Origin of the sequence: Streptomyces sp. NPDC001890 (assembly GCF_042891445.1) — a bacterium.
Classification (GTDB): Bacteria; Actinomycetota; Actinomycetes; order Streptomycetales; family Streptomycetaceae; genus Streptomyces.
Window position 1 is genome coordinate 42,381 of sequence record NZ_JBIATE010000023.1, and the last position, 25,070, is coordinate 67,450.

The 25,070-nt window shown below is 69.0% G+C and carries 16 protein-coding genes; 9 read left to right on the forward strand and 7 right to left on the reverse strand.

Annotation, left to right across the window (positions count from 1 at the left end):
- Nucleotides 1-48: 48 nt before the first annotated feature.
- Nucleotides 49-1,422 (forward strand): peptidase C39 family protein, encoded by a 1,374-nt coding sequence (locus ACFYY1_RS34655; protein WP_388592643.1) that lies wholly within the window; start codon nt 49-51, stop codon nt 1,420-1,422.
- A 274-nt stretch (nt 1,423-1,696) separates the two neighbouring features.
- On the forward strand, nt 1,697-2,089 hold the full coding sequence (locus ACFYY1_RS34660; protein ID WP_388592644.1) for a hypothetical protein: 393 nt from the start codon (nt 1,697-1,699) through the stop codon (nt 2,087-2,089).
- A gap of 197 nt (nt 2,090-2,286) precedes the next feature.
- Here the strand turns inward: ACFYY1_RS34660 and ACFYY1_RS34665 are convergent, their stop codons facing one another.
- Nucleotides 2,287-3,369 carry a LacI family DNA-binding transcriptional regulator gene (locus ACFYY1_RS34665; RefSeq protein ID WP_388592646.1) on the reverse strand — a complete coding sequence of 361 codons (1,083 nt, stop codon included), beginning with the start codon at nt 3,367-3,369 and terminating at the stop codon, nt 2,287-2,289.
- 223 nt (nt 3,370-3,592) lie between these two features.
- On the opposite strand from ACFYY1_RS34665, the gene ACFYY1_RS34670 reads away from it, so the two are divergent.
- From ACFYY1_RS34670 to ACFYY1_RS34690, 5 genes are all read left to right on the forward strand, one after another.
- Nucleotides 3,593-4,519: a carbohydrate ABC transporter permease gene (locus tag ACFYY1_RS34670; RefSeq protein ID WP_388592649.1), complete on the forward strand. Its 927-nt coding sequence runs from the start codon at nt 3,593-3,595 to the stop codon at nt 4,517-4,519.
- Between the two features lie 4 nt (nt 4,520-4,523).
- The gene (locus ACFYY1_RS34675; RefSeq protein ID WP_388592652.1) at nt 4,524-5,450 is read left to right on the forward strand and encodes a carbohydrate ABC transporter permease; all 927 of its coding nucleotides are present in this window, start codon (nt 4,524-4,526) and stop codon (nt 5,448-5,450) included.
- A 78-nt stretch (nt 5,451-5,528) separates the two neighbouring features.
- Complete coding sequence (locus tag ACFYY1_RS34680) at nt 5,529-6,866, forward strand: ABC transporter substrate-binding protein (RefSeq protein WP_388592653.1); 1,338 nt, start codon at nt 5,529-5,531, stop codon at nt 6,864-6,866.
- A 78-nt stretch (nt 6,867-6,944) separates the two neighbouring features.
- On the forward strand, nt 6,945-8,987 hold the full coding sequence (locus tag ACFYY1_RS34685; protein ID WP_388592656.1) for a beta-galactosidase: 2,043 nt from the start codon (nt 6,945-6,947) through the stop codon (nt 8,985-8,987).
- 482 nt (nt 8,988-9,469) lie between these two features.
- Nucleotides 9,470-12,859 carry a S8 family serine peptidase gene (locus ACFYY1_RS34690; RefSeq protein ID WP_388592658.1) on the forward strand — a complete coding sequence of 1,130 codons (3,390 nt, stop codon included), beginning with the start codon at nt 9,470-9,472 and terminating at the stop codon, nt 12,857-12,859.
- A gap of 108 nt (nt 12,860-12,967) precedes the next feature.
- On the opposite strand, the gene ACFYY1_RS34695 is transcribed toward ACFYY1_RS34690, so the two are convergent.
- Nucleotides 12,968-14,293: a DUF3533 domain-containing protein gene (locus ACFYY1_RS34695; RefSeq protein ID WP_388592660.1), complete on the reverse strand. Its 1,326-nt coding sequence runs from the start codon at nt 14,291-14,293 to the stop codon at nt 12,968-12,970.
- Between the two features lie 198 nt (nt 14,294-14,491).
- Here ACFYY1_RS34695 and ACFYY1_RS34700 point away from each other — a divergent pair, with 198 nt between their 5' ends.
- Both ACFYY1_RS34700 and ACFYY1_RS34705 read left to right on the forward strand, forming a co-directional pair.
- Nucleotides 14,492-15,193, forward strand: a complete 702-nt coding sequence (locus ACFYY1_RS34700; protein WP_388592661.1) for a MerR family transcriptional regulator — start codon at nt 14,492-14,494, stop codon at nt 15,191-15,193.
- A 135-nt stretch (nt 15,194-15,328) separates the two neighbouring features.
- Nucleotides 15,329-15,694, forward strand: coding sequence for a DUF4440 domain-containing protein (locus ACFYY1_RS34705; RefSeq protein ID WP_388592663.1), 366 nt, complete (start codon nt 15,329-15,331; stop codon nt 15,692-15,694).
- Between the two features lie 69 nt (nt 15,695-15,763).
- Here ACFYY1_RS34705 and ACFYY1_RS34710 read toward each other — a convergent pair whose 3' ends face one another.
- The 5 genes from ACFYY1_RS34710 to ACFYY1_RS34730 form a co-directional block, all read right to left on the reverse strand.
- A complete protein-coding gene (locus tag ACFYY1_RS34710) occupies nt 15,764-16,786 on the reverse strand; it encodes an MFS transporter (protein ID WP_388592732.1) in 1,023 nt (340 codons plus the stop codon).
- A gap of 272 nt (nt 16,787-17,058) precedes the next feature.
- Nucleotides 17,059-18,384, reverse strand: a complete 1,326-nt coding sequence (locus tag ACFYY1_RS34715; protein WP_388592666.1) for a peptide ligase PGM1-related protein — start codon at nt 18,382-18,384, stop codon at nt 17,059-17,061.
- Complete coding sequence (locus ACFYY1_RS34720; protein WP_388592669.1) at nt 18,384-19,481, reverse strand: radical SAM protein; 1,098 nt, start codon at nt 19,479-19,481, stop codon at nt 18,384-18,386. The genes ACFYY1_RS34715 and ACFYY1_RS34720 overlap by 1 nt, the downstream gene beginning before the upstream one ends.
- Before the next feature lie 64 nt (nt 19,482-19,545).
- Nucleotides 19,546-20,529 (reverse strand): aspartyl/asparaginyl beta-hydroxylase domain-containing protein, encoded by a 984-nt coding sequence (locus ACFYY1_RS34725; protein ID WP_388592671.1) that lies wholly within the window; start codon nt 20,527-20,529, stop codon nt 19,546-19,548.
- A 261-nt stretch (nt 20,530-20,790) separates the two neighbouring features.
- Nucleotides 20,791-25,041, reverse strand: coding sequence for an amino acid adenylation domain-containing protein (locus ACFYY1_RS34730; protein WP_388592674.1), 4,251 nt, complete (start codon nt 25,039-25,041; stop codon nt 20,791-20,793).
- Nucleotides 25,042-25,070 lie beyond the last annotated feature (29 nt).

The window sequence follows — 25,070 nt, forward strand, 5'->3', positions numbered from 1 at the left end:
TGTCGTGCACCCAGGGCCATTTTCCGCTTCCCACCGGGGGTCTCGCCCATGAACAGACCGACCTCACGCCGAACCGTGCTGACCGCCGCGCTGGCGGCAGCGGCCACCGCCGGGGCGGTGTCGTCCACCGGCTCCGCGACCGCCGCCGACGCTTCCTCCGCCACCCCGCCCCACGCCCCCGCGGCCAAGGCCCCCGCCGTGGACAACCGTTTCTGGCACAGCTACACGGACTGGCGCTCCGGCACCGGCGCCGGGACGCGGGCCGTCGCGGGCCGCCGCCCCGGACTGGTGATCGACCACGCCGCGGGGCGCACCGACTACACCGATCCGCACACCGGCAGGACCGCCGCCTGGGAGTACGCGACCTGGACCTCGCCGGTCCACCGGTCCTCGGTTCCGGCGACCGAGGTGATCGCCTCCTGGAACGCCGACACCCCGGCGGGCACCTGGATCCAGATCGAGCTCCGGGGCAGCTACTCGGACGGCACCTCGACACCTTGGTACGTGATGGGCCGCTGGGCCGCCGGCGACGGCGACATCCGCCGTACCTCCGTCGACGACCAGTCCGACGGCAAGAGCTCCATCTGGACCGACACCTTCTCGGTGGACGACCCGGCGAGCGGACTACGACTGGACTCCTACCGGCTGCGGCTCACCCTCCACCGCACCCCGGGCAGCCGCCTGACGCCCACCGTCCGGCGGATCGGCGCGATGGCCTCCGACATCCCGGACCGCTTCACCGTGCCGGCCAGCGCCCCCGGCCTCGTCCACGAGCTGCGGGTCCCGCGCTACTCGCAGAACGTCCACGCGGGCCAGTACCCCGAGTACGACAACGGTGGCGAGGCCTGGTGCAGCCCCACCTCCTCGCAGATGATCATCGAGTACTGGGGCCGCCGTCCCACCGCCGAGGACCTCGCCTGGGTCAAGCCCGGCCTGGCCGACCCGCAGGTCTGCCACGCCGCCCGGTTCACCTACGACTACCAGTACGAGGGCTGCGGCAACTGGCCGTTCAACGCCGCCTACGCCGCGACGTACGACAAGATGAGTTCGGTGGTGACCCGGCTGGACTCGCTGGGGGACCTGGAGACACTGGTCCGCGCGGGGATCCCGGCCATAACGTCGCAGTCCTTCCTCAAGGAGGAGCTGACCGGCGCCGGCTACGGCACCTCCGGCCATCTGATGACCGTGATCGGCTTCACCGCCGACGGCGACATCATCGCGAACGACCCGGCCTCGCCGGACAACGAGGCGGTGCGCCGGGTCTACAAGCGCCGGGAGTGGGAGAACATCTGGCTCCGTACCAAGCGCTACGACGCCAACGGCAAGGTCAGAAGCGGTACGGGCGGGGTCTGCTACCTCTACTGGCCCGCTGAGCCGGCGCTGGGTCAGCGCCGCGTCCTGGAGTCGTTCGGCCTGCTGTGAGCATGTGCGGCGCCACGGCCGCCTCGCCCGTCCGACGGCCGCGTTGCCGGCCGTCGTGGGGGAGGCGGCCGTACCTGTCCACCGTGACCTCGACCGAGCGTTGCCCCGGCCGCTGGCCTTCATGCGGATGGTTCTATCAGCCTCTTCGCCGGTTTCCACCGCGGCCTGCGATCCGGGCTGTTGCCCCTCTGCTCGGTATCCATCTCGGCCACGGAGCTTTGCACCTGTCGGGTGACTCACCCATCCGGCGTGTCACAGCGGGCAGGCTGTATCCATGGACATGGAGGCCCTTGGCGCAGAGGACTACGAGTCGGTGCACCGGGCAAGCCGAGGTTTGGCGGCGCGGTACGGGATGGTGACGCTCAACACCATGATGGAGGCGTGGGAGGCGTTGGTGGAGGATACCGAAGAGGGGTTCGACGCCGAACTCGCCTGGGAGTACGCGGACAGACTTCGTTGCCGTCGCTGGCTGGCGGAGGCATGGCCCCTGTTCACCGACAGGATTCGGACCGCGCGGCAAGCGGAGCTGGACGCGCTGGACGCCCGCTTCCACCTGGCTACCGTGCCCCTGTACGGCCAGGCGGACGATGCGCGATGGCACTCCCGGCGACCGAGGCTGATCGTGGGCGAGGCTTCGCTGGAACTGCCCCGGTCCTGGGTCCTGTGACCCGTCCGGGCGCGGCCGGTCCACGCTGATCCGCGCCGACTCCGCAGGCGGCACCCACGAGTTCGTGGCCCGGCTCGCCCGGCGGCAGCGGCCGGACACCGGACGGTGGGACCGGGCCCCCGGGCAGGTCCGCACGCAATCCCGGCGTCGGGAAACGGGCCACCTGATGAACCGCCTCCCCCCCCCAAGAACTCACATCAGCGTGCCGCCGGAGGTGCCGTGCTCTCGCGGATCACCAAACGGGTCGGGACGAGGGTGGTCCCGTGGGTCGGACCGTCTTGGCGCATCTTGTGCAGGACCGCCTGGACGCAGAGGCGGCCGACCTCGGCGAAGTCCTGGTGGAGGGTGGTGAGGGGCGGCAGGAAGGAGGACGCCTCGGGGATGTCGTCGAAGCCGACGACGCTGATGTCCTCGGGGACGCGTCGACCGCGCTCATGCAGGGCGCGCAGCAGGCCCAGGGCCATCTGGTCGTTGGCCGCGAAAATCGCCGTGCAGTCGTCGTGTGCGGCCAGTTCCAGGCCCGCCCTGTAGCCGGACTCCGCCGACCAGTCGCCCCGCACCAGCGGAGGCACCCGGCGCCCGGCGTGGGCGAGCGTGGCCTGCCAGGCATCGGTGCGGCGCTGGGCGGCATAGGAGCCCTCCGGGCCCGCGAGGTGCCAGACGGTGTCGTGGCCGAGCCCGAGGAGGTGCTGGACGGCGGTGCGGGTGCCGCCGGCCTGGTCGGTGTCGACGACCGTGTACTGCTCACCCGCATCGGAGTCGGCGACGACCACCTGGACGTACGGCGGGAGGTTGATGGTGGCCGTGTCCAGGAGGTGTACCTCCATGATGACGATCACTGCGTCGACGGCCAGTTCCTCCAGACGGGAGAAAGCGCCGCGCACCTCGTCCTGGGTGGGGACGGCGACCGGCAGCAGGGTCACCGCGTACCCCTCGGCCGCCGCCGAGATCGCGATCGCTTCCAGGGTGCGGACGTTCCCGGTCGTGGAGAGGGAGAAGGTGATCACGCCGAGGGTACGGAACTCGCCGCTCTTCAGGGCGCGGGCGGCGCTGTTGGGGCGGTAGCCCAGTTCCTGCATGGCCGAAAGAACCTGGCGGCGCGTCGCCTCGGTGACGCCCGCGTAGCCGTTGGACACACGTGAGACGGTCTGGGACGACACGCCGGCCCGTTGTGCCACGTCGGCCATGGAGACCGAGGCACGGACCCGTCCGCGCGAGCGCCGTCCACCGGTGGCCGCGGGTGCGGGCGCCGGCTTCGGTGTGCCGCGTGTCGTGTCCATTCGCTGCCCCTTTTTCGTCATCGCTCCGGTCACGATCTCCCCGGAAGACCCTTGACCTGCGTCATCGGGGGAGTGTAGACATGCCGCCATCAAAAGTTTACGTAAACATACCAGCTCACGCCCTTTTTTTGGCCGGTGATGTTTGCGCAATCATCACCGGCGGTGTCGCCTGTCGAACCGTGCGGTGCTGCAGGTTCCGTGAGTGGACGAGCGAGGAACGATCATGACGACGCTGCAACCGTCGGCCGCCGCCGAGCCGCGGCCGGCCCCGCCTCCGGCGAGACGCGACCGCCGTTCCTGGACGGGCTGGGGCTTCATCGGTCCGTTCGTGGCCGTCTTCGCTCTGGTCTTCCTCGCCCCCATCGCGTACTCGATCTACCTGAGCTTCTTCCGCGACAAACTCATCGGCGGCAACCAGTTCGTCGGCCTGGACAACTACACGCAGGCCTTGCAGGACACCCAGTTCTGGTCAGCCGTGGGCCGGGTGGCTCTCTTCCTGGCGGTCCAGGTGCCGATCATGCTGGGCATCGCCCTGCTGGTGGCACTGGCGCTGGACAGCGGGCGGCTGTACGGCAAGAACTTCTTCCGGATCACCATCTTCATGCCGTACGCGGTGCCCGCCGTGGTCGCCACCCTGATGTGGGGCTTCATGTACGGCACCAGGTACGGCCTGGTCGGCGATCTCAACGACGCGTTCGGCATCGAGCTGCCCGACCTGCTCTCCCCCGACTGGGTCCTCGCGTCCATCGGCAACATCGTGACCTGGGAGTTCGTCGGGTACAACATGCTGATCTTCTACTCGGCCCTGCGGATCATCCCCACCTCGCTGTATGAGGCGGCGGAGATCGACGGCGCGGGTCAGTGGCGGGTGATCGCCTCGATCAAGCTGCCCGCGATCCGGGGCGCGATCGTCATCGCGACGATCTTCTCGATCATCGGCAGCTTCCAGCTCTTCAACGAGCCGAGCATCCTGCGTCCGCTGGCGCTCAACGCCATCACCACCGACTACACGCCGAACTTCTACACGTACGTGCTGTCCTTCAACGGCCAGCAGCACAACTACTCCGCGACGGTCGCCATCATCATGGGCGTGATCACCATGGTGATCGCCTATGTCGTGCAGCTGCGCGGTATGCGCAAGGGGGCATAGACCGATGAGTACCACTGTCACGACCGCATCCCCCGCCAGGAGCGCCGACGCCACGCGCCTCAGGACGCCGCGCAAAAACCCCTCCGGCAAGCCGAAGCGCAGTGTGCTGCTGACGGCGCTGATGGCCCTGATGGTCCTCTACACCGTGGTGCCGCTGGTCTGGCTGGTCATCAACTCCACCAAGACCCAGGCAGGTTTGGGCGACTCCAACGGGCTGTGGTTCGCCCACGACTTCGCCTTGTGGGACAACATCCGGGACACCTTCACCTACCACGACGGCATTTTCGGGCGCTGGCTGCTGAACACTCTGCTGTACGTGGTGCTGGGCGCGGGCGGCGCCACTCTGCTGGCGGTGCTGGGCGGCTACGCACTGGCGAAGTTCGACTTCCCCGGCAAGCGCTCGATCTTCGCCGTGGTGATCGGCGCGGTGGCTGTGCCGGGTACGGCGCTGGCGGTGCCGACGTTCCTGATGTTCAGCAAGATGGGGCTCACCGACACCCCGTGGGCAGTGATCGTCCCGTCGCTGGTGTCGCCGTTCGGCCTCTACTTGATGTGGGTGTTCGCCGCCGAGGCGATACCCACCGAGCTGCTGGAGGCGGCCCGGATGGACGGGGCCGGCGAGGCGCGGACCTTCTTCCGGGTCGCGCTGCCGCTGCTCGCCCCGGGGATCGTGACCGTGCTGCTGTTCACGACGGTCGCCACCTGGAACAACTACTTCCTGCCGCTGATCATGCTGAAGGACCCGGACTGGTACCCGCTGACCCTGGGCCTGAGCGCCTGGAGCTCACAGGCGCAGACCATCGGCGGAGATGTCATCTTCAACCTGGTGATCACGGGTTCCCTGATCACCATCCTGCCGTTGATCGCCGCCTTCCTGTTCCTGCAGAAGTACTGGCAGTCCGGTCTTGCCGCCGGGAGCGTCAAGGAGTGACGCGGGCGGCGCCAAGCCCCCATGTGAGAAACACCCGCACCACCCTCACCGTCCCACCCACGAAGAAGTGGAATCATCATGCGCAGAACAACGAGCCGCATCCTGCGCGGCATCGCCCTCGTCTCCGCCCTTGCCCTGGGCGTCACCGCCTGCGGCGGCTCGGACGACGGCTCCGAGCAGAAGCCGGTCTCCGCCGGGGACGTCCAGGCGGCCCTGGACAAGGGAGGGGATATCACGGTCTGGGCCTGGGAGCCCACCCTGAAGACCGTCGCCGCGGACTTCCAGAAGAAGTACCCGAAGGTCAAGGTCAACCTGGTCGGTGAGCGCTCCGGCGACAAGCACTACACCGCCCTGTCCAACGCGATCTCGGCCGGCAAGGGTGTCCCGGACGTCGCCCAGGTCGAGTACTTCGCGCTCGGCCAGTACTCCCTGACCAAGGGGCTGACCGACCTGGCCCCGTACGGCGCCGGCAAGCTCGCCCCGAAGTACACGGCCGGTCCGTGGAACGCGGTCAGCGACGGCGACAAGGTCTACGGCCTGCCGATGGACTCGGGCCCGATGGCGTTGTTCTTCAACAAGGAGGTCTTCGACAAGTACAAGATCGCCGTCCCGACCACCTGGGACGAGTACGTGGAAGCGGCCCGCAAGCTCCACGAGGCCGACCCGAAGGCCTACATCGCCAGCGACACCGGTGACGGGGGCTTCACCACCTCCATGCTGTGGCAGGCCGGCTCGCGCCCCTACAAGCTCGACGGCACCAAGGTCGGCATCGACTTCGACGACGCGGGCGCCAAGAAATTCGAGGCGGTCTGGCAGAAGCTGCTCGACGAGAAGCTGCTCGCTCCGGTCACCGGCTGGACCGACGACTGGTACAAGGGTCTCGCCGACGGCACCATCGCCACCCTGGCCAGCGGTGCCTGGATGCCCGCCAACTTCGTCAGCGGCGTTCCGAACGCCAAGGGCAAGTGGCGCGCAGCGGCATTGCCGGCCTGGACCAAGGGCGACAAGGCCAGCGCGGAGAACGGCGGCAGCTCGCTGGCGGTCCCGGCGCTGGGCAAGAACAAGGAACTCGCCTACGCCTTCGCGAAGTACGCCAACGCCGATGACGGTGTCGCCACCCGGATCGCCCAGGGAGCCTTCCCCGCCACCAAGGCGGAGCTGGAGTCTGCCTCGTTCCAGAACAAGAAGTTCGACTACTTCGGCGGCCAGCAGGCCAACAGGATCTTCGCCGAGTCCGCCGCGAACGTGTCGAGCGACTGGACGTACCTGCCCTTCCAGCCGTACGCGAACTCCATCTTCAACGACACGGTCGGCAAGGCGTACGTCTCCGACACCACGCTGGCCGACGGCCTGAAGGCGTGGCAGGACGCGTCGGTCAAGTACGGCGAGGAGCAGGGCTTCACCGTCGAGAAGTAGCCCCGCCAGCAGTTCGAACGCAAGGCGGCGCCGCAGCTGGCGGCGCCGCCCCCACGCACCACCTTCGGAAGGACCGCCATGATCTCCACCCTCCACCCCCGGACCCGGCGCGGGGCGGACGGTGACCTCACCCCACGTCTCGCGTTCGGTGCCGACTACAACCCCGAGCAGTGGACCCGGGACGTGTGGGAGGAGGACGTCCGGCTGATGCAAGAGGCCGGGGTCACCGTCGTCTCCGTGGCGATCTTCTCCTGGGCACGCCTGCAGCCGGGTCCCGACGAGTGGGACTTCGGATGGCTGGACGAGGTCATGGACCTTCTGCACTCCGGCGGCATAGGCGTCGACCTGGCGACCGCCACCGCCTCCCCGCCGCCGTGGCTGACCACGGCCCATCCGGAGATCCTGCCGGTCACCGCGACCGGCGAGACCTTGTGGCCGGGTGCCCGGCAGCACTGGCGGCCCAGCTCCCCCGTCTTCCGTGAGCACGCCCTGCGCCTGGTGCGTGAGATGGCGACCCGCTACGCCGACCATCCCGCGCTGGTCGCCTGGCACGTCTCCAACGAGCTGGGCTGCCACAACATCTACGACTTCTCCGACGACGCGGCCCGCGCCTTCCGGACCTGGCTGCGCGCCCGCTACGGCACGCTGGAGGCCCTCAACCACGCCTGGGGCACGACGTTCTGGTCACAGCGCTACACCGACTGGGCGCAGATCCTTCCCCCGCGCCTGGCGGCCTCGCATCCCAACCCGACTCAGCAGCTGGACTTCAAGCGGTTCTCCTCCGACGCTCTGAAGGACTACCTGCGTGCGGAGCGCGACATCCTGAAGGAGATCACCCCGGACGTACCGGTCACCACCAACTTCATGGTGATGGGCGAGACGAAGGGCATGAACTACGCGGACTGGGCCGAGGAAATCGACTTCGTCTCCAACGACCACTACGTCCACCCCGGCCCGCAGTCCCGCGACGAGCTGTCCTTCTCCGCGAACCTCACCAGCGGCATCGCGGGCGGCCGGCCCTGGTTCCTGATGGAGCACTCCACCAGCGCCGTCAACTGGCAGCAGGTGAACGTGGCGAAGCGGCCGGGCGAGCTGGCCCGGGACTCGCTGCTGCACGTGGCGCACGGTGCGGACGCCGTCTGCTTCTTCCAGTGGCGGCAGTCAGCGGCGGGCGCCGAGAAGTACCACTCGGCGATGATCCCCCACGCCGGCGCCGACAGCGAGCTGTTCCGCGCGGTGGCCGCGCTCGGCTCCACCCTCAAGACCCTGGCCCCGGTGGCTGGTTCGGACCGCGAGGCCGCAAAGGTCGGAATCATCTTCGACTGGGACTCCTGGTGGGCGAGCGAGCAGGACTCCCACCCGACCTCCCTGCTGAACTACCGGCAGGAATGCCTGGACTGGTACTCGGCGCTTCTCACGCTCGGCGTGCGAGCCGACCTGATCACCACCGGAAGCGACTTCGCGCGCCACGACGTGCTGATCGCGCCCGTCCTGCACGTGGTCCCGGCCGGCCTCGCCAAGAAGCTGACCCACTACGCCCAGCACGGCGGTCACCTGATCACCACCTACTTCTCCGGCGTGGTCGACCAGAACGACCACGTCTGGCTCGGCGGCTACCCCGGCGCCCTGCGCGACCTGCTCGGCCTGCGCATCGAGGAGTTCGGCCCGCTGCTCGCCGACGAGTCGGTGTCCCTGGACGACGGCTCGACCGGCGCCCTGTGGACCGACCGCATCACCCTGGCCGACGAGCGGACCGAGGTCCTCGCCCGCTACGACTCCGGCCACCAGGCCGGCCGGCCCGCCGTCACCCGCCGTGCGACGGACGCCGGCACGGCCTCGTACGTCTCGACGCGCCTCGGCGTCGAGGGCCTCACGAGTCTGTTGCCGCGTCTTCTGGAGCCGGCGGGAGTCGAGAGCGAACTGCCCGGCACCGCACGCGGACGCGTCGAGCTGGTCGTCCGCAGGAACACCCGGGAAAGGTTCCTGTTCCTGGTGAACCGGACCGACGGCGCCGTGGCGCTCCCCGGGTTCGCCGGTGAGGTGCTGTGCGGCACAGCCGGTGACGGCGGGCTCGTCCTCGGGCCGCGCGAGGTCGCCGTGGTACGCCGGCCGCTGGCCTGATCCACACCCCCTTTCCCTCCACACATGAGCTCCCCGGGCGGCGCCTGCCCGCCCGGGGTCACCACAGCGTTTCCGTACCCGGGCGCACGCGCTGAATTGGCGCGGCCTGCCCACCGCGGCGGTGCCGCACGGGAACTCCCGTGCGGCACCTCGTCCATCATCGGCGGCATCGCCGGCTCTCCGGACAGGCACACCACACTCCAGCCGCCCGCGAGGCGCTCGTCCCCAGGGACACCGGCGCCTTGTCGCGCAGCATGACAGGATCACACGGGGTCTCGGATCCGGTGCCCCGGCACTCGTCCACATGCCCCTGATCAGCAATGCGCCGGCCTCGACGGCCCTCGCTCATGGCTCTAGCCCATGGTCTCGTGGCGGAATGCCGACATGCGGGAAACCCGTCACATCCAGGCACCCCTACACCATCTGCATGTCTGCCAGGCTGCAGCCGCACCACGGCAATTCATCGTCGAGTAGGGAGATTCATGCGCCCCATCACGCGTATAGCCATGGGTGCGGCATCCGCCGCCGCCCTGGCCTTTACGGCAGTCACGCCGTCCGGGGCGGCGGATACACCGTCTGACGGCCCTTCGGGGAAGAGCCCCGTCGTCGGCAGCGAGTCCGCGCAGGGCCGCGGCAAGCAGACGACGGTCACGCTCGTCACCGGAGACAAGGTCCTTGTGACCACGGACAAGTCGGGCCGCAGCTCCGCGGCGGTGCTGCCCCGCGAGGACGGCACGCAGCCCCTCATCCAGACCTACCAGTCGGGCAAGGACCTCTACGTCTACCCCGAGGGCGCCTCCCAGGCAGTCGCCGAGGGCAGGATCGACGAGCAGTTGTTCAACGTCACCGGGCTCATCCGCCAGGGATTTGACGACGCGCACACCGAATCGCTCCCGCTGATCGCCATCTACGACAACAGCGTGAACGTCGCCAAGAGCGCACCGGAGGCACCTCGCGGCTCCGAGCGCAGCCTGTCGCTTCCCGCCGTGGGCGGCGTCGCGCTCAAGGCGGACAAGGACACCGCCGCCACGTTCTGGCGGGACGTCACCGACTCCCGCTCGCGTTCGGCCTCCGCGCTGAAGAAGCTGTGGCTGGACGGCAAGGTCGAGGCCACGCTGGACCGGTCCACCAAGCAGGTCCACGCGCCGGAGGCCTGGGCGGCCGGCTACGACGGCAAGAACACCAAGGTCGCCGTGCTGGACACGGGCGTGGACGCCGAGCACCCGGACCTCGTGGACCGGGTCGCCGCCTCCAAGAACTTCACGGACTCCAAGACCACCGACGACCATGTGGGGCACGGCACCCACACCGCGTCCACGGTCGGCGGGTCCGGAGCCGCCAGCGAAGGCCGCAAGAAGGGCGTGGCCCCCGGCGCCTCCCTGCTGATCGGAAAGGTCCTCAGCGACGAGGGCTACGGCCTGGACTCCTGGGTCATCGCAGGCATGCAGTGGGCCGTCGACCAGAAGGCCGACGTCGTCTCCATGAGCCTGGGCAACTCGTCGATCGGGGACTGCACCGACCCGGTGGCCCAGGCCACGAAGCAGCTCGCGCAGAACACGCACAGCCTGTTCGTCGTCGCCGCGGGCAACGCCGGGCCGGCCAACGAGACCGTCTCCTCGCCCGGGTGCGTCCCCGACGTGCTGACCGTCGGCGCCGTGGACCGGGACGACAGCACCGCGCAGTTCTCCAGCCGCGGCCCCGTCGCCGTCACGCACACCCTCAAGCCCGAGATCGCCGCGCCCGGCGTCGACATCTCGGCTGCCAGCGCGGGCGGCCGCGGCGTCTACGCCTACCGGTCGATGTCCGGTACCTCGATGGCGACCCCGCACGTCGCGGGCGCAGCGGCCGTCGTCCGCCAGGCCCACCCGGACTGGACCGCTCAGCAGATCAAGTCCGCGCTCGTCTCCTCGGCCCGCACCGGCGGGAAGGTGGAGGGCGCCGACCACACCGGAGCCGGCGTCCTCGACGTGTTCGGCGCGGTGAACCAGAAGGTGCTCGCCGCGCCCGCCGTCCAGGCCGGCAACTACAACTGGCCGCAGGCCGCGTCCGACCGCACCACCGTGAAGGTGCCCTTCACCAACACCGGCGACAAGGACCTGACCCTCAGCCTGAAGGTCAGCGGCGTGCACGGCAACGACGGCAGCGATGTCCACTCCGACATCGTCAAGCTGGGGCAGCACAAGGTGACGATCCCCGCCGGGGCCACCGCTCAGGTGCCGGTGCAGATCGACCCCACCGCCCGTCTCCAGGACTCCCAGTACGGTGCGGTCACCGGCCGGATCCTCGCCACCGGCGGCGACGTGCACGTCTCCGTGCCGATCACGCTGTACGTCCAGGCGGAGACGGTCACCGTCCGGGTCAAGACCCTGGACCGCAACGGCAAGCCCGCGACCGGCAGCTCCTCCCTGGATCTCGTCAGCCTGGACACCGACAAGGGAGAGCGCCGCAAGAATTCCGGGGCGCCCGAGCAGACGTACCGTGTCCGTCCGGGCAGCTACTCCCTCAGCAGCTTCGTGACGACGTACGACGCGAAGGGCGCGGCCGAATCGGTCAGCTACCTCGCACGGCCGCAGCTCCGGATCACCCACGACACCACGGTCGTCCTCGACGCCGGGCAGGCCCACCGGCTGAGCCTGGAGACCGACCGGCCGGCGAAGGTGGACCTGACCACGATCAGCTACGCCCGTACCTGGGACGACACCTGGCTGATCTCCGGCTCGGTCTCGGCGGACGCCACCGTCCAGAAGTTCTACGCGGACATCGACGGACGCGCCACGAACGGTACCTTCGAGTTCCGGCCCACCTGGCGCGCGAGCGGCTCCGAGGGCGGCTCGCCGTACGTCTACAACCTGACGTTCCCGAGCTCGGGACCGCTCCAGGCCGACCGGGTCTACCGGCCCAAGGACTCCCGGATGGCGCAGGTCACCGAGACCTGGAACGCCGTGGGCAAGGAAGCCGACTACCTCGACGCGATGTTCGTCCGCCGCCCCGAGGCCGGCAGCGGCTACATCCCGGTGAGCCCGTACGGCGCGGTGCACGTGCCCACGACCCGCACCGCCTACTACACGACCGGCGACGACATCTGGTACCACGGCGCGATGACCAGCTTCCCGTTCTCCGCGTTCATGGGCGACCAGGAGCGCACCTACCGGGCCGGACAGCGGCGGGCCGAGGAGTGGTACCGCGGCGTGCTGCGGCCTGCCGCCCCGCGTGACGCCGACGGCAAGCCGGTGCTGGCCGCCGAGCGGCAGGGCGACCTGATGGGCATCCAGACCGCGTTCTGGCTCGACGGGTCGGGCGACCACTGGTCCCCCGGCGGGTCCTTCGGCGACATCGGCAACCTTCGGCTGAAGCGCGACGGCGTGGAGATCGGCCGGAAGGTCGACCCGTTCGGCGTGTTCGAGGTGCCGGACGAGGACTCCGCCTACGAGCTCACCCAGAACATGCAGAAGATCGACACCTCGGACCGGAACTGGCTGCGCTCCACCGCCGTCACCACCACGTGGAGCTTCCGCTCGCACCGGGAGCAGGACGTCTACTCGCGCGGCCTGCCGCTCCTCTTCCCGGCGTACGACGTGCCGGCGGACGGCATGAACACCCTTCCCGCGGAGAAGGGGCTGAAGGTCGGCCTGTCGGTGGAAGGACACGCCGGATACACCCCGGGCGCTGTCACGGCGGCCACGCTGTCCTACTCCTACGACGGCGGCACCACCTGGACCCAGGCGCCGACCGAGCAGCAGGACGGCCGCTGGACGGCCCTTCTCGACCACACCGGAGCCTCCGGCAAGCAGGTCACGATGAAGGCGACCCTCACCGACGCCAACGGCAACGCGGTCACCCAGACGGTCACCCGCGCCTACGACGTCCGGTAATCACCTGGCCGGGCCGGGCGGCTTCCCTCACGGGGCCGCCCGGCCCGCGGCCCTGGAAGCGCTGCACCGCTCGGCCCTCCAGCCGGCCGGTGCCGTTCGCGGATCGGGCTACGGCCGGGGCTGGGCCGGCTGGAGGGCAGAGCGGTGCAGCCCCCTGCGGTCGTAGAGACGGGTGAGGGCGAGGCCGAGGACGAGCGACCCCGCGAAGCCGATGGCGGTCATGGTCCAGGCGCGCCCGAGCCCCGCGTCGGCCTGCGCTCCGAAGTAGAGGATGGACCTGACGCCGTCGACCACCTGGCGGAACGGTTCGAATTCCGCCAGGAAACGGTAGAAGTCCGGGAGTGCCTGGAGCGGGATGGTGGCGCCGGCCGACGGGATGGCCAGGCCGATCAGGACCAGCATCGAGACGATCGGGCCCGGGGTACCGAAGACGGCGAGCAGGGCGAGCGCGGTGATGCCCATCGCGGCCGTGGCGCATGCTCCGAAGATCCACAGCAGGCCCAGATGCGAGGCGTCGATGCCTACGACGCCGACCGCGCCGGCCATCGCGAGCGCGGAGGTCAGCATGGACAGGACGACCATGAGCACCGAGCAGACCACGAAATGGTGCAGCCGCGTCATGTGCTGGGCGGGCTTGACGAAGCGGAACGGGCCCTTGTCGTTGGCCATGTAGCCGAGTGCCGTGTCCACCTGGGTGTGGATCACGTTGGCGCCCAGCATGCCGCCGAGAACCAGGACGAGGGCGTAGAAGAAGGCGCTCAGTCCCAGGCCGCTGTGGGAGCCGAGCGGGTGCCCCTCCTCGACGGTGGCCTTCACGGGGTCGGCGATCACCAGCTGGGCAGCGGCGCCGGGTGCGGCGGGACCGCCTGCGTGGGCGGAGCCGGCGTGCCGTCCGAGCTCCTGGGTGAGCCCGTGGCCCACCTGCGCGGAGGTGGTGGCGACGACCTTCTGGTTGATCTCGGCGGCCATGCCGGAGCCGAAACTTCCGGCTGCGGGGTTGGTCAGCACCGTCATGGTCGGCGGGTGCGGTTCGTGCTGGGGCGGCCCGGCGAGTGCGGCCACGGAGGCGGAGAAGTCCTCCGGGATGACGAGCGCGCCGAACACCTTGCCCCGGGCAAGCAGGTCGTCGGCGGTGCGGCGGTCGACCTTCTTCCAGGAGACCTTGTCCTTCATCTCGGCGGACCCGGTGATCTGTGTGGCGATCTGCGCGCCGAGGTCGATCCGCTCTCCGGCCGCCTCCGCCCCCCGGTCGCTGTTGACCAGGGCGATCGGCAGGTCCTTCGTCGAGCCGACCGGGTCGTTGTTGGCCCCCAGGTAGAGCATGGACAGGACGAGCGACAGCAGGCCGAGGATCACCGCCGACGGCAGCCACACCGCGCGGCGCCGCAGCAGACCGCGGGCGCTCACCCGGGGCAGGGAGGTCGGTTCGGGCATGACGAGGGGCTCCAGCTTCGGTGGCGCGCCGGGAGGGCGCTGTGGATCGACAAGTGGGATGGATGTGCCGTCTTCGCATGTGGGCGGCGCATTGGAAAGTATCACTTCCTAGCTGAATAGTGACACTATCCAGTCGTGGCAGCCATGGGAGCACCTGGGAGACTGGTCACACACAGAACAGACCGAGCGAGAGCGCACATGAGAATCTCTGACCTGAGCCGTCTGTCCGGAACACCGGTCGGGACGATCAAGTACTACCTGCGCGAGGGCCTGCTGCCGCCCGGCCGGCAACTGGGAGCCACGCTGAGCCTGTACGGGGACGAGCATCTCCAGCGCCTGCGACTGATCCGCGCCCTGACCGCCCGCGGCGGCCTGTCGATCGCCGCCACCCGCGACGTCCTCACGGCCATGGACGAGCCCCTCGATCCGCTCACCACGCTCGGTGTCGTGCACTACGCGCTCCCCACGCCGGTCGACGCCGCCGAGACGGACGCGGTGGACGAGCAGGCGCCACGGGTCGACGAGCTGGTGCGGGCCATGGGCTGGAACGTCTCCGAGGACTCGCCGCACCGCCGCGCCCTCGCAGCGAGCCTCATGGACCTCGGACGCATCGGCGCCGACTACGGCACCGAGGACCTGCTGCCCTACGCCGAACTGGCGGCAGCCGCCGCAAAGCTCGACCTGGACCGGATCAAGGAACTCGACGACGCCGAGGACCGCTTCAAGCTGGCCGAGCACGCCGCCATCGTCGTGCTCCTGCTGGAGCCGGTGCTGGCCGTCCTGCGCCGCCTGGCCCAGGAGAACGAGACCCGGAGCCGTGGCGCCTGGACCCGTACGGCCGAGGCAGCCGACACGCACCCCGGTCCGGTCCCCACGGCCGACCCCGAGAGCACTCCTTAGGAGTTGCCGTCAAGGCGTCACGGCCGTACTCGTCCACCGTGACCTCGGCCGAGCGACGAGCGCGGAGCGGGTCGTCGCTCGGGGCGCGTGAACTATTCGCTGTGACGTGGCGAGGAACGTCCGTAGGGTTCGCGCATGCGAGACGAGAGTGAGCGGGCCGTTCAAGCGGCCGTCGAGGCGGAGTTGCGGCTTCTCGATCCTGACGTGCGTGCTTCGCCGGCCCGGGTGCTGGAGCTCCTGGACCCGGAGTTCCTTGAGATCGGGGCGTCGGGGCGGCGCTGGGACGCGTCGTCGATTCTCTCGGCGACGAGTGACGGTTCGGTGGCCCCCGAAGCTCCGGTCGAGGTCAGCGACATGGCGGGGGCCGTACTCGCTCCGGGCATCGTTCATCTGACGTACTTCGCCGACCACAGCGGGCGCCGGGCATGGCGGAGCTCCGTGTGGCGTCTGACGGAAGCGGGCTGGCGCATGTACTTCCACCAGGGCACCCTGACGAGCTGAGCGGTCGGTGGCCGCCGCCCGCGGGGCGGCGGCCAGGCCCCGCCTTGATCTCGAAGCGGGGGGCCGGTCTCACTTCTGGGGAGCCACCGCCAGCCGGATGCGTACCTCGCCGAATGCGCTGACCGTGGTCAACAGCAATGTCAGCCCGACGCCGGTCAGGACTGCGGCAGATGGAGTGCCGATGCTCTGCACCGCGCCGGCGAGGATCGCGCTCACCGCATAGCCGACGCCGACCGCCGCATACAGCACCGAATAGCCGGCGGCGTGCATGCTGGACGGCAGGATCTCGCGCAGTGCCAAGGTGCGGGACATCTGCACGCCCGCCTGCAGGAGCCCGGCGGCGAGCAGGGCGAGCGCGATCGATGTCAACGTCCGTGCGGTGGCTGCCAGTGCCACGAAGCCGGTGAGAGCCACGAGAAGCACCAGACTCTGGGTGCGCAACGCCCAGGGCCAGTTCGTGCGCATCCCGTACACGGCGGCGCCGACGGCGGAGGCGGCCGAGTATCCGGCAAGCAGCGAACCCGTCCAGCCGGTGCCGATGCTTCTCTGCTCCAGCAGGGCGGGGAGCACCAACTCGACCAGTGCGAACAGCGACATCGTCGCGGCCCCGACGGCATACACCGGCCACGCACGGAACAGAGTGCGCAGCATCTGCCTGCCCTGGCTGTCACCCGCGGGCAACTGCCACTCCGAAGGCAACAGCCACAGCACGGCAGCCGCCGCAGCCATCAGCGCACCGCCGAGAAACAGCGGCAGCCGCAGGTCCACAGTCAGCGCCAGCCATGTGGTGAGGGCGGGCGCCACCAGCCAGATCGCGTAGGTGAGGATCGACTCCGCACTCAGTGCCTTCACCACCAACGGCGCCGGAAGGTGAGAAGTCAGCAGGGTGCGGAGCCCGCCAGGTGCGGCCGCGGGAGCGGCGCCCGCAAGGAAGCCCAGCGTGCCGAGCACGGCAGGATGGAAATCGGACAGCGCCCCGAGGCCGATGAACGTCCCCACACCTGTGACCAGCCCGGCGGTCAGCTGGAAGCGCTCCTGCCCGGGTTTCAGCCTCGGGCCGAGTATTGCGGCACCGACCACCTCACCGAGCACGTACAACGCGCCCAGCCCTGCACCCAACGCGTACCCCGAGGGTCTCTCACGTACGAGGAAGACGAGTGCGAGCGGTGCGATGGCGACTGGTAGCCGAGCGGTTATGAGGGTGAGGCCCCACAGCAGTACTGGCCGGGAGCCGAGTTCGCGGTAGCTCATGATCAATCAGGCTGTCCTGAACTAGAGATCTTTGACGGCTGGGGTGACGGCGGTCGGAGGTCGAGCCGGGTCCTGGCGACGAGGACCCGCTGAAGATCCCCGCGGGACAGCGCTCAGCGGAAGCCGTTACGCGCGAGAAGCCCTTGCATCGTCACTTCCAGATCGCGCGCTTCCTTCCAGCCGGCCGCCAGCACGATGTACTCGGCCTTTCCTCCTGTTTCTGCGCCGGCTGAAACGACGACGATTCCTTCCTGCCGCTCCGCATTCCACGAAAGCTGATTGTCCGACAGCTGTTCCGTGAGAGTGCGAATTGGGGGAGCGCTGGAGATCGTTCCGCTCATCAGGATGTGAGTGGCGGTCCAGTCGGGGCCGACCAGCTTTTCCGGTATGCGGCTCAGGTGCGTGCTACCGCCTATTCGTGCATTGACTTCGTTGAACCATACGTCGCCATTGCTGGAGATCACCGCGTCAATGTTCACCAGGCCGAAGTAACCGATTTTCTGGATCGCGTGAGCCATCCGGGCTGCCTCGCCGAGGAAAGTCTCCTGTGATCCTTCGGGAACCCCGGCCAGCGGAATCTCGAACCCCTCCAGAACAGGCGGATCCTCCGCCATTCTGAGCTTGCCGGAGCTGAGCATGCGGGGCGCATCATCCGTTCGGTCGCAGAGGAATTCTGCGTACACCGATATGCAGTCCGGGTGAAATTCTTCGACGACGACCTCGCCCAGCGGTGCGTGCGTAGCGGTGAGCCCCGCGGCTGCTATCGCCTCGTCGAGGGTCTTGCTGCTTTCGATATGGATTGCCGAGAAGGCGCCGAGTGCGGCAAGCGCCGGATCGGTCGTGACGACGTAATTGCCATTGCCGCCGACGGCCCGGTCGCGTTTGACTATCACCGAGTCGGTGTTCTCCAGCAGTCGTTCCAGCGTACGGCTGAGGTCATGCGTGGTCATACAGGGCATGCCATCCGGGATCGGAGCCCCGATGGCCGACGCGAAGGCGCGGAATATCACCTTGCTGTTGAAGAGTTCGGCCCCGCCCTGGCCCATGAAACTCTGTCCTCGGTCGGGCGCCAGGCCGAGCTCCTGGGCGAAAATTGCCGCCCCCCTGTCGTAAATGTAGGGACAGAATTCCCAATCCGGTCCGATGAGCTTGCGGATCTGTTGCAGGACGTCTTCGCTGTGAAGGAAATCCTGGGTCAGGATGTCGGAGTCGGGGCTGATCACATGGATGCTTTCAGGGTCGACTCCCGTGTGATGCGCGACGTATTCCATGAACGTGCTGGTGGCCGGCTGAGGCAGGACCACGACGTCCCCATCGCCCAGAAGCCAGACGAGTCGCATGGCCACGAGGGAGTTGTTGACCCTGCTCTCTTCCCTCAGCAGGTCGATGCGGTCGATCATGTGCTCGGTTCGGGAATTTCCCAGCCAGAGCCGCGCCATCACTCGGCTCCCTGCAGGGGGTGACCGTCCAGGTACCAGACCTGAAGGTCCCCGTTGCCGTCGATTCGGGCAGTCGGGGGGAGCTTCCACCCCGGGCTCCACCTCAGACGGTCCTCGTAGGAGTAGCCCGTCTGGATCAGGACCCTTCCGTCCTCGTCCCGATCGATCATCGTGCCTTCGTAAAGGGACACCTTTCCGACGTCCGTCATCAGGGTGAACAGGGGCTTCACCCGCCCGGAGGCGTATCCCGAAGAGCTGAGGCGACGTGCGAGGTCCAGCCCCTCCGATACCGTCGTGCGGTGGTGGGCCATGCCGCGAATCGGGACGCAATGGAAGAGGTAGTGCGCTTCGATGCCGAGGTACCGAAGTTCGTCGAAGAGCTCCACCATCGTGTCCAGGTCGTCATTCACGCCACGCAGAAGAACGGTCTGATCGTAGATGCGTGCACCTGCTTCCTGCAGTGCCGTATAGGCGTCACGGACTTCCGGGAACAACTCGCCCGGGTGATTGATGTGCGTAGCGATCTCGACCCGGAAATTTGTCCGTGGACGCAGTGCGTGAAGCATGCGCTGATTTACTCGGCCAGGGTCCTGAAGCGGCACCCTCGTCGCTACCCGGACCACTTCGACGTTGGGGGCATGCTGCTCGATCGAATCCAGTAGGTACTCGATCCGATCGACAAGGATCAGCGGGTCGCCCCCTGTGACGAGCACCTCCCTGATCTGCTCGTTGTCGGGCCCGGTGCCACAGTACCGAGCTATGCGATCAAGGTCCTCGTGTCCCAGCGTGGATGTTTCGTACTGTCCGCGAATGCACCAGCGGCAGTGTGCCGCGCATATGGTGGTGGGCTCCACCAAAATCGTTCGGCGGTACAGCCTCTCGACACCGCGGAGCTCTTTCCCCTCGAACTCGATCTTGAGTTCCGACTGGTAGTGCCGCGCAACTTCATGGACCTGATCGGCCTTTTCCGAAGGATCGATCAAGTACTGGCGTTCCAGGAAATGAACCGGACTTCCCGCGGATTCCAGTTCGCGGATCTTTCGACGCAGGTATGGCGACATCTTCTCGCTGAAGATGCCATTCTTTGCCCCAGCCATAGTTGTTCCCCGCCTACTCGTTGGTTTGTGCCGCTTCGAACACCGTCTGTTGCTTCAGGAACGCCTAGTGCGCCGGCAGGTGGATCTGTTGTACCGAGCCCCCTTCCCGGAGGCGAAATATCACCTGGGGAGACGGTTCGTCGAGTAGGAATTGGATGGTGCGTTCCTCGCTCCATCCGGCCAAACGGTATTCATTCTCCCCGACGTGCACCAGATTGATGGGTCCCCTCGTCGGCTGCTGGAGCTGAAGTCCGGTGCCGGCGCTCCCGGAAGTGACGCGTACCTGTCCGTCATCCGTGGCCAGCGTCGAGGACTTCTCCCACAGAAAGAATGCTGCCGGGGCATCGAACGAACAGTGATTCCTGCTGCGGTCCTCGGCGGTTTGTGGAACTTCCGATCGATTGTGCAGCACGGAATCGGAGTTCCAGTACTCCTGCCAATGTTCTGGGAAGATCGAAGCCAGGGACCGGGTGGCCAAGGCGTCGATCACCAGATGAACACGGTGCTCGGCTCCGGTGTTCTGCACCCGATGTACACGGCTGAAGTCACCGAACCAGAATTCACCCGGCAACCAGCGATGCTGGACACTGTCGAGGTGGAGGACCGCGTCTGGATTCGTCAGCACGGGTATGTGGAGCCTGACCATCCCCCACTTCGGCCCCATTTTGGCATCGTGGTGATCCTTGCCGATGGTATCGGGCCCCAGGGCCATGAAACGTACCGCGTGCAAGGGGGCGGGGATCGACTTCAATATCTCCCGCACATACGGCATTCCGTCCAGCCACTCGGTGTCGGCGAACTCTTCGGGGCCGGGCCCACCCGGGTCGGTGCGATCCCCGTCGCCTCCCAGTGAACGAATCGCCAGGCAGCGCCAGTCGACGTCGGTCTTGCCGGCGACTCCGGCCTCGGAATAGCCGCGCTGCCTGTCCCAGGTGTGCTCACGTGCAGATTTCAGTTCTGCCAGCAGGCGTTCCTCGTCGTATGTGTTGACCAGTTGAACGGCTTCCGCAGGCATGGATACCGCGCTGCCTGTGAAAATGCTCGTCATGGCAGTTTCCACCTTCGTGGTAAGTCAAATACGAGATAGATCACTGATCGGACGGCCGCGCGCCCCGTGACAGTTGAAATGGAACACGAGTCATGTGGGTAAGTCAATGATCCCCCGGTCGAAGGGCTTGATTTATGCGCCTTTGAAGGCCGTTTAGGGTGAATTGCCCTGTGGGTCGACCTGGAAGGTGACTTCGGATCGACACGCCGTGTGACAGCTGAAGGGTGATTGATGTCAAGTTCGACAGTCACTGTGATGCGTCTACGGCTCGGGCAGCCAGCCCAGCTGGACGAAGTAGTCGACACCGGTGCCGAAGAGCGTCTCGTCCACCTCGGGGCGGACCACCCCGGTTCCGGCGAGCGAATCGTTCGCGGCACCGGGATCGAATACCAGGCCGCCTTCGGACCCGCCCTCGGTGATCTCCGCCGTCAGTGTGCCCAGCAGGGGGAACGCGGCGTTTCCGGAGTCCGCGCCGATCCGCTCCAGCCAGGCCCGCGGCTCGACCTCCGGCAAGTCGTAGCCCCGCGCCCGCAGCCAGTTCAGAGCAGTCTCCAGGCGGACGAGGCGCCCGGAGGCCAGATGGAACGTCCGGCCCGCGGCGGCGCCGCGACAGGACAGCGCGACCAGCGCGTCGGCGACATGGTCGACCGGGGCGAGGTCGAAGGCGGTGTCCACCCCCGCGGGGGCGGCTTGCGCCTGGACACAGCCCTTGAGCAGCAGCCAGAAGTAGTCGCCCAGTTGGCAGGCGCCGGTCCGGCTGTGTCCCGTGATGCGGGTCGGCCGGTACATCGAGACCGGCAGGCCCCGCGCCCGCGCCACCTCGACCAGTCCCTCGGCCACCCACTTGCTCTGGGTGTACCCGTGTTCCAGCGCCTCCGGGGGGCCGGTCGGGTGCTCGGGGCCGATGGGGTGGTCCGCCGTGCCCGCGTAGACGCCCACGGTGGAGACGTGGTGCACCGGCACGGTGCGGTGTCGCGCGGCCAGCCGCAGGATCTCCGTCGTCCCGTCGACCGTGGCGGCCTTGAGCTGCCCGTACGGTGAGATCAGGTTGACCGCGGCCCCCACGTGGTAGACCGCGTCGACGGTCCTCGCCAGAGCGTCGAAGTCCCCCTCGGACAGGCCGAGCAGCGGCTCGGCGAGGTCGCCGTGGATCACGGACACCCGCCGCTCGCAGCGCGCGTCCCACAGCCCGTATCCGTCCAGGACGGACCGCAGCCGCTTGCCCGCCTCCTCCCGGTCCGCCCCGCGCACCAGGCAGTGCACGGTGGCGTCGGTCCGCCCCAGCAGCGCGTACGCGGTGAAGGCGCCCAGAAAGCCGGTGGCCCCGGTGAGCAGGACGTGCGCCGGATCCGGCACCACGGTGACCACCTCCCCGGCCGGGACGATGTCCGCGGGCAGCGCGATCTCGGCGCCCAGGTCGAGCTGCCCGGCCCCGCCGGCGCCATCGATGAGGGCCGCGAGCCCGCACACCGTCGGGTTCCCGGTGACCGCGCTGAGCGGTACCTCGGTGCCGAACTCCTGCCGAAGCCTCAGCACGAGCCGGGTGGCCAGCAGGGAGTGGCCGCCCAGGGCGAAGAAGTCGTCGCGGGTACCGATCCGGGAGAGACCGAGCAGCTCGGCCCAGACCGCGGCGACGCGCTGCTCGGTGAGGGTGGCCGGGGCGACGAAGGTGCTCGTGGGTGCCGCGTCCAGCTGCTCGGGACGGGGCAGCGCGGCCCGGTCGAGCTTGCCGCTCGGGGTGCGCGGGAAGGCGTCCAGAGCCACGAGAACAGCGGGCACCAGGTACGAGGGGAGTCGTTCGGCGAGCGCCCGGCGCAAGGTGTCGGGCTCGGCCGCACCGAGGTAGTAGCCCACCAGACGGCGGTCGCCGAAGGACGACTCCTGGGCGACCACGGTGGCGTCGGTGACCTGGGGGAGCGCCTGCAGCGCCGACTCCACCTCGCCGGTCTCCACCCGGTGTCCGCGGATCTTGACCTGGCCGTCCCGTCGTCCCAGGTACTGGATCCGGCCGTCCGGCAGGTACCGGGCGAGGTCGCCCGTGCGGTACAGCCGTGTGCCCGCCACGGTGGGGAAACTCCGCGATGTCGGCTCCGGGCGCCCGAGGTAGCCGACGGCCAGGGCGTCGCCGGTCACGCAGAGCTCGCCCACCGAGCCGACCGGGACGGGCCGCAGCCCCTCGTCGAGCAGCCGGATGCCGGTCCCGGCGATCGGGCGTCCGACGGGTGGCAGGCCGGGCCAGCCCTCCGGGTCGTTCTCCAGCCGTTCGGCGGTGACGACGTGGGTCTCCGACGGGCCGTACTGGTTCTCCAGCACGGCCCCGGGAGCATGGTCCCGGAAGAACCTCCGCAGGGCGGGGGTCGCGTGCAGCTGCTCCCCGGCGGTGATCACCTCGCGCAGCCCGGGCAGGTGCCGGTCGGTGGCACAGGCGTACTGGGCGAGCTGCTGGAGGGCGACGAACGGCAGGAACAACCGCTCCACGCGCTCGGCGGCTAGGAGGTCGAGCAGGCGGGCGGGGTCGCGGCGCGCGTCCTCGTCGACCATGACCAGGGTGCCGCCGGTGGCCCAGGTGCTGAAGAGCTCCTGGAACGCCACGTCGAAGCTGAGCGCGGCGAACTGCAGGGTGCGCGTCCCCGGGCCGGCCCCGGACCGGGCACCCTGCCAGGCGATCAGGTTGGCCAGGGCGCGGTGCGGCATGGCCACGCCCTTGGGGCGCCCGGTGGAACCGGAGGTATAGATCAGGTAGCCCAGGTCGTCGGGGGACGGAGCGGGGGCCTGCGCACCCGGGACCGGAGAGCCGGGCTCGTCCACGGCCAGTGCACGGACGCCCGGGACCACACCGGTGAGGCCGCGCTGCGTCAGTACGGTCCGGATGCCGCTGTCAGCGGCCATGTACGCGATGCGGTCGGCCGGGTAGTCGGGGTCGATCGGCAGACAACAGCCCCCCGCCTTCAGGACACCGAGGACGGCGACGGCGAGCTCGGGGGAGCGGCGCAGACAGACGCCGACGGGCTGCGCGGCGGCACCGTCGGCCACCAGGCGCGCGGCTACCGCCGCGGCCGCCGCGTCCAGCTGCGCGTAAGTCAGCGATCGCTCGCCGTGCACCACCGCGAGGGCGTCGGGTGTGCGCAGGGCCTGGGCGGCGGCCGCCTCGTGCGCGAGCGGCAGGCCGGCCGCGGGGGTATTGCCGTGCCCCCATTCGTCGAGCAGCGCGTGGTCGGAAGGGGACAGGAGGTCGAGCTCGGCCAGCGGGCGATGGGGTTCGGCCACGACGGCCCGCAGCAGCACCGCGAACCGCTGGGTGAGCCGCTCGGCCGTGGAACGGTCGTACAGGTCGGTGGAGAACTCCCAGTAGCCGCGGAAGCCACCCCCCTCGGGGACCATGTGCAGGAAGACGTCGTACTTGGCCGTCCCCGCGTGCACGTACATCCGCTCGGCGGCGACACCCGGCAGATCCAGGGCCGGAGCAGGAGCGTCATCGAGCCCGAAGACCACCTGGAACAAGGGGAACCGGCCGGGTGAGCGCTCGGCCTTCAGATCGCGGACCAGGTGGGAATGGGGGACGTCGCGGTGCGCCACGGCGCCCCAGACCGCCGTCCTGGTGCCGCGCACCGATTCGGCAAAGGAGTCCTGGGGCGAGAGGTGTTGACGCAGCGGCATGACATCGGACAGGCAGGCGATCATCGGCGCCAGCGCCTCGTCGTCCCGACGGGAGACCGGGGTCCCGATGACCACGTCCTGCTGTCCCGACGCGTGCGACACGAGGGCGGCGACGGCGGCCGACAGGACGGCGAACGGGGTGGCCCTGACCTCACGGGCCAGACGGCGCACCCCCGTGCCGAGCTCCGCGTCGAGGAGGAACTCCACCCGGTCGCCGCGGGGACCGCTCACCACGGGCCGGGGGCGGTCGGTGGGGAACGACGACTCCTGCGGGGCCCCGGCCAGGGCCTGGCGCCAGTACTCCAGGGAGGACTCGGCCGGCGCCCGCCGCTGCTCGGCGTAGGGGCCGAACTGCAGCGGGATCGCCGGCAGGTCCGCTTCCGAGCCGGTCAGCGCGGCTCGGTAGAGCGCGCTGAACTCGGTGTCCAGCAGGCTCCAGCACCAGCCGTCGATCACCGCGTGGTGGACGGCCACGACCAGTACGGCGTCGTCCCCGGCCACCCTCAGCAGCGTCGCCCGCAACAGCGGCGGACGGTCCAGGACGACCGGTCGGCCGGCCGCCTCGGTCAGCGCGCCGGGCAGCTCCACGGGGGTGACGGCGCGCACGGTGAAGTCGACGGGGGAGGGGGCCAGGACGGTCTGCCGGGGTTCGCCGTCGACCAGATGGAGCCGGGTACGCAGCGCCTCGTGGCGGATCACGATGCCGTCCAGGGCCACCTGGACGGCATCGGGCACGATCGGCGCGCCGCGCAGGCGGTACGTCCAGGACTCCAGGTAGCGCGAGGCGCCTTCCTGGAACTGGTCGTTGAGCCAGATCGACTCCTGCTCGAAGGACATGGGATAGGTGGGGTTCATGGGGCCGGCCTCTCCGGGCGGGAACGGAA

Coding starts and splice junctions, on each gene's coding strand:
- ACFYY1_RS34705 (WP_388592663.1), top strand. CDS start 15,329: ATGCGAGACGAGAGTGAGCGGGCCGTTCAAGCGGCCGTCGAGGCGGAG.
- ACFYY1_RS34730 (WP_388592674.1), bottom strand. CDS start 25,041: ATGAACCCCACCTATCCCATGTCCTTCGAGCAGGAGTCGATCTGGCTC.
- ACFYY1_RS34665 (WP_388592646.1), bottom strand. CDS start 3,369: ATGGACACGACACGCGGCACACCGAAGCCGGCGCCCGCACCCGCGGCC.
- ACFYY1_RS34680 (WP_388592653.1), top strand. CDS start 5,529: ATGCGCAGAACAACGAGCCGCATCCTGCGCGGCATCGCCCTCGTCTCC.
- ACFYY1_RS34700 (WP_388592661.1), top strand. CDS start 14,492: ATGAGAATCTCTGACCTGAGCCGTCTGTCCGGAACACCGGTCGGGACG.
- ACFYY1_RS34655 (WP_388592643.1), top strand. CDS start 49: ATGAACAGACCGACCTCACGCCGAACCGTGCTGACCGCCGCGCTGGCG.
- ACFYY1_RS34660 (WP_388592644.1), top strand. CDS start 1,697: ATGGACATGGAGGCCCTTGGCGCAGAGGACTACGAGTCGGTGCACCGG.
- ACFYY1_RS34685 (WP_388592656.1), top strand. CDS start 6,945: ATGATCTCCACCCTCCACCCCCGGACCCGGCGCGGGGCGGACGGTGAC.
- ACFYY1_RS34715 (WP_388592666.1), bottom strand. CDS start 18,384: ATGGCGCGGCTCTGGCTGGGAAATTCCCGAACCGAGCACATGATCGAC.
- ACFYY1_RS34670 (WP_388592649.1), top strand. CDS start 3,593: ATGACGACGCTGCAACCGTCGGCCGCCGCCGAGCCGCGGCCGGCCCCG.
- ACFYY1_RS34695 (WP_388592660.1), bottom strand. CDS start 14,293: ATGCCCGAACCGACCTCCCTGCCCCGGGTGAGCGCCCGCGGTCTGCTG.
- ACFYY1_RS34725 (WP_388592671.1), bottom strand. CDS start 20,529: ATGACGAGCATTTTCACAGGCAGCGCGGTATCCATGCCTGCGGAAGCC.
- ACFYY1_RS34675 (WP_388592652.1), top strand. CDS start 4,524: ATGAGTACCACTGTCACGACCGCATCCCCCGCCAGGAGCGCCGACGCC.
- ACFYY1_RS34720 (WP_388592669.1), bottom strand. CDS start 19,481: ATGGCTGGGGCAAAGAATGGCATCTTCAGCGAGAAGATGTCGCCATAC.
- ACFYY1_RS34690 (WP_388592658.1), top strand. CDS start 9,470: ATGCGCCCCATCACGCGTATAGCCATGGGTGCGGCATCCGCCGCCGCC.